Annotated in this window: 4 protein-coding genes and 1 pseudogene; 4 read left to right on the top strand and 1 reads right to left on the bottom strand. The window is 43.5% G+C overall.

Going from position 1 to position 4,453, the window contains the following annotated elements:
- The 3 genes from BZG83_RS15915 to BZG83_RS15905 form a co-directional block, all read left to right on the top strand.
- The coding region (locus tag BZG83_RS15915; RefSeq protein WP_108744067.1) for an ATP-dependent nuclease at positions 1-911 on the top strand (911 nt) is incomplete at its 5' end.
- Between the two features lie 90 nt (positions 912-1,001).
- Positions 1,002-2,132: a DUF3800 domain-containing protein gene (locus tag BZG83_RS15910; RefSeq protein WP_077482007.1), complete on the top strand. Its 1,131-nt coding sequence runs from the start codon at positions 1,002-1,004 to the stop codon at positions 2,130-2,132.
- A 129-nt stretch (positions 2,133-2,261) separates the two neighbouring features.
- Positions 2,262-3,263 carry a restriction endonuclease gene (locus BZG83_RS15905; RefSeq protein WP_241828303.1) on the top strand — a complete coding sequence of 334 codons (1,002 nt, stop codon included), beginning with the start codon at positions 2,262-2,264 and terminating at the stop codon, positions 3,261-3,263.
- Between the two features lie 222 nt (positions 3,264-3,485).
- On the opposite strand, the pseudogene BZG83_RS15900 reads toward BZG83_RS15905, so the two are convergent.
- Positions 3,486-3,911: pseudogene (locus BZG83_RS15900) on the bottom strand (IS110 family transposase); the annotation flags it as partial.
- Positions 3,912-4,039: 128 nt separating this feature from the next.
- Between BZG83_RS15900 and BZG83_RS15895 the strand changes: the two are divergent.
- A partial coding sequence (locus BZG83_RS15895; protein ID WP_077482005.1) for a GNAT family N-acetyltransferase occupies positions 4,040-4,453 on the top strand: 414 nt, incomplete at its 3' end.

Here is a 4,453-nt window from a genome sequence, read left to right as displayed (position 1 = left end):
ATATATTGGAAAATCAAGAAGCGTTTAATGAAATTCTTCATAAAGTCTTGCCATTTAAACCCGAATGGTCGATTGATCAATCTGATCAGGGGCAATATTTTCTAAAATTCTATAATGGTGATAACTCTCATACTAGTGATGGTATGGGCGAGGGCATTGTGAGCATATTTGCCATTGTTGACTCCTTGTACGATTCAAAGCCTGGCGACGTCATTGTTATAGATGAGCCCGAGCTTTCGCTGCACCCTGCTTTACAAAAACGTGTATTTAATCTCCTGAACGATTATTCTAAAGATAGACAGATTATTATCTCGACTCATTCACCCTATTTCGTTGATATCAAGTCAATTATCAATGGATCGCAACTGGTGCGAGTCATCAATGATGGAAGTGGAACCGAAATCTATCAACTATCCGCTGATGGAAGAGGAGTAATTGAAAAACTAGCTAGCGGTAATATTTATAACCCGCATACATTTGGGTTAGATGCAAGGGAGTTATTTTTTCAGGAGGATGGAGTTATCGTCGTTGAAGGTCAAGAAGATGTTCTTTTATTTCCCAATATTGCGGAACAGCTGGGCCTAGATATATCGGCTTCATTTTTCGGTTGGGGAGCCGGAGGAGCATCGAATATTAGTTTTATRTGCTTCCTTCTACAAGATCTAGGATTTAAGAAAGTAGCTGCAATCCTAGATGGAGATAAGGCTGACGAGGTTCCTAAGCTTAAATCGGAATTTCCAGATTTTCATTTTGTTCATATATGTGCAGAGGATATACGAACGAAAAAGGAAAGAAAGGCAACCGAAGCTGTAGATGGTCTTCTTGATAGCAAGCGAATCATAAAAGACGAACACAAGGATCATACGTCACAGCTAATAACAGAGCTTAATGGCTACATGAATAGCCTCTAACAAGCGCAATCACTCGGAACAATTTTCCGCTGCGCTCCAAATTGTCCGGTGTTGCGGGCGTTAAGGCGCAAAGTGTACAAAGGAACATATATGTACTTTTATGTAGATGAAAGTGGTCAAACGGGCTTGGAGCTATTTGATGAGAATCAACCGTTTTTGTATTACGGAGTATTGAGTTCAAAACTGAATGTAGATGTATTGGCTTTGGATGTTGTCAAAAAGCTAAGAGCAAAGCTTAATGTGGAGCGTTTACATGCAGCTGAATTAGGTAATGGGCGTTTAGCTGAGATAGTCAAAGATCTTGAGAAAATACAGAAAAAATATGACACCAAGTTTGATTTTTATCGTGTAGCAAAAGCAGATCATGCAATTATTGCTTTTTTTGATCAGGTGTTTGATCAAGGTGTAAATCCTGCTATAACTTGGACCGGTTATTGGACACCAATGCGGTATGTGTTGTTATTGAAGATCGCATATTTATTTGACGAAGAAATGGCAAAAGAAGCTTGGACAGCGCGAATTACCATCAAAGATGAGTTGGCAAATGAACATCTGATTAATGTGTGTAATAGAGTGCTAGATAGGGTTCATTGGTTGCCGGATGAACGGTCAAAAACGCTTATTTTCGATGCGTTGAAATGGGTTATTAAGAACCCAAGTAAAATTTCTTATAATGCAGCATCTAAAAAAGATCGATTACAAATATCACCTAACTTAATCGGGTTTCAATCTGTATTACACGGAATTGCTCGGCGGCTCGAAAAATCGAAATCCAAATCTAAGAAAGTAATTGTTGATAGACAATCACAATTTAACATAGCCCAAGAGATAATTACAGAGCACTATCAAAATGCATCTAAGTTCGGTGAACCAATGGCATTGGGGCCCGGACTTCCCGTTGTAGATTACAGGAACATGCCAACAGTTCCTATCGAATGCACTCCGGGTACGGAAAGCGTAGGTTTGGAGCTAGTTGATATATACATATGGATATTTAAGCGTCATATAGAGGGTAAAGAGCTTGCTCCTCAATTGTATCCACTGATTAAAAAACAATTGCACAAAGGAATGTTTGACGAGGTATCTATTAATGCTATCTCAAAACGTTGGGAAAAATGGTTTTCAGAACTGCCAGAACCATCAGAAGAACAGTTGGCTAAGGGAAAAGAAATACTTGAGATAGATGAGAATCGCAGGCAACAGCACGTGATTCGAGATTAGCGCCTTAACAAGGCGAAGCGATTGACAAAATATATGTCACGAATTTTGGTTCCCAAAGTGTAGTGCCAAATATTTTGCAACTGTTCTTAGCGTTATGTGTCAAAAAAAAACAGCAGAGAGGAGGAGACTGTGAGTGAATCAATGTGGATGGTCCGGGCTGGTGAAAGCGCGTATGTGATCGATGACTTCGCTAAGGGGTACATCGCCATCGGTTGGAACGCTGTTGGTGATTTAACCAATGCAGTGAGTCAGGATGAAATACGCGCCAGATACACAGAGGCTTATCCGGGAGAGCATGCTTCGAAGGCAGGAAATGCCGTCGCAATGATCTTCAAATTTCGAAACTTGTTGGATAAGGGGTCGAAAGTCATCTCGTACAACCCAGAAACAAGAATTTATCTTGTCGGTGAAATAGTAGGTGATTACGAATACAGAACTGACGCCGTTCGGGATCACGCCCAGTGCAGAAAGGTGAACTGGGTAGGTGAGGTGCCTAGAGATAAGCTCAAGGTGAGYTCGAGGAACTCTCTCGGGAGCACATTAACTCTTTTTAGCGTCAACGAAGAAGTCGCAGCTGATATCGATGCTGTGTTGTCCGGAAGCACTACAGATGCCACTCCCGTTGGTCCGAAGGAAGAGAAAGAAGAGCTTGACCTTTTAAAAGAAGACACAGTTTCACGGGCGCACGAACTAATTCGAGACAGAGTGTTGGCGTTGTCGGCTGAGGAGATGGAAGAATTGGTCGCTGCGCTTCTCAGAGCCATGGGCTACAAAACTAAGGTCACGCCCAAAGGTCCTGATCGTGGCGTGGATGTATTTGCTTCACCGGATGGCTTAGGGCTCGAATCACCAAGAATAAAAGTCGAAGTCAAACACCAGCAAAACACCACCATGGGATCACAAGAGATACGTAGTTTTCTAGGTGCCCTACGCGAAGGTGATCGTGCGCTTTACGTCAGCACAGGCGGCTTTTCTAAAGATGCGAAATACGAGGCTGRCCGTTCAAATGTTCCACTTACGCTGCTGAGTTCAGACGAACTTACCTCCCTGATAATCAGCCACTATGAAGCCTTCGATATGGAGGGCCGTGTGCTCATTCCCCTGGTCAAGATCTACTGGCCGGCGGAATGACACATAACACATATGAGCTCTTCTCCGGTCAATAGGCAATAGCGTTTTTTGTTGGCATTGGCTGCTTCAGCAGCCAATGCTCTCGAACAACAAAGTCGTCTACTTCGTACTGTCATTTATGCCATTAAGTCGTTGCTTACGGCAAACACATATAGAAGGTCTCTTACTGCGGTCTCACCGCTGCCTGCAATCCTGTGACAGGGCCTCAGCTAACCCAAGCGCACGTTCATTGACCCAATGTTCACGTACATGATGACTCGCGATAATCGCTTGGCGTTCGAGTGAATTAACAGGAATGAACCGGCTGTTTGGACGCTGAACAGCGTCACAAATGGCAACGGCATCGTTCAGGTCATTTTTTCTTCTTGTGCGATAAGGATCGACATACTTTGCGGCCATGATGCGGGTATCGTGGCCGAGCTTGTTGAATTCTCTGGCCCAATAATGTGCCCCACTACAGGCCTCAATACCTATGCACATCGTAGGCATATTTGCTAATTTAGCCAGTAGCTTAGCGCGTGAAACAGATTTATGGAGAATGACTTTTCCGTGGTCATTCACCGCGTGAAGAGAAAAGTGGTAGTTGGCGAGATCAACGCCACAAAAGAATTGAGTAGACGTAGTTTTTAAACGGTCAGTAGCCTCAATTAGCTACAAACATAGCAAAGGCATTAAGATGATACTGGACTTGCTCCGCTTAGCCAGACAAGAATACAAACTCTTTACCTTCTCTACACAACACACAGCCACTCGACCCACACAAACAAGGACGCGTTTTGATCATCATTAGAAAAGCTAGCCAAAGCGATGCACAAGCTATTTTTGATTTAAGAAACCGAGCTATTTTAGCAAAGTGTTCGGCACACTATACGGAAGAGCAGCTTTCACTTTGGACGCAGGGTAGCGTGTCTGAGCGTTTTATTGCCGACGTGGTTGATACGTTTTACGTCTCTGAAATAGACGGGCAGGTTATCGGTAGCGGTAAGCTCAACACACAAACTGGTGTAGTTGATGCCATCTTTGTTGAGCCAGATTACAGTGGCAGGGGCGCGGCGAAAAAGATGCTCCAGTTTTTAGAGCACCTAGCGAAAGAACAGGGCTTGCGATTGCTAACGCTCGAATCCACCCTCAATGCAGCGCCTTTTTACCGTGCATGCGGCTTTGTGGGCGATGAGATATCAACGTATCAC

It is taken from the genome of Salinivibrio sp. PR919 (assembly GCF_001995355.1).
GTDB classification, from domain to species: Bacteria; Pseudomonadota; Gammaproteobacteria; order Enterobacterales; family Vibrionaceae; genus Salinivibrio; species Salinivibrio proteolyticus.
This window is presented reverse-complemented; position numbering and strand designations above follow the sequence as displayed.

What these genes read in the sequence shown, in the direction of transcription:
- BZG83_RS15910 (WP_077482007.1), top strand. Translation starts at nt 1,002, where the DNA reads ATGTACTTTTATGTAGATGAAAGTGGTCAAACGGGCTTGGAGCTATTT.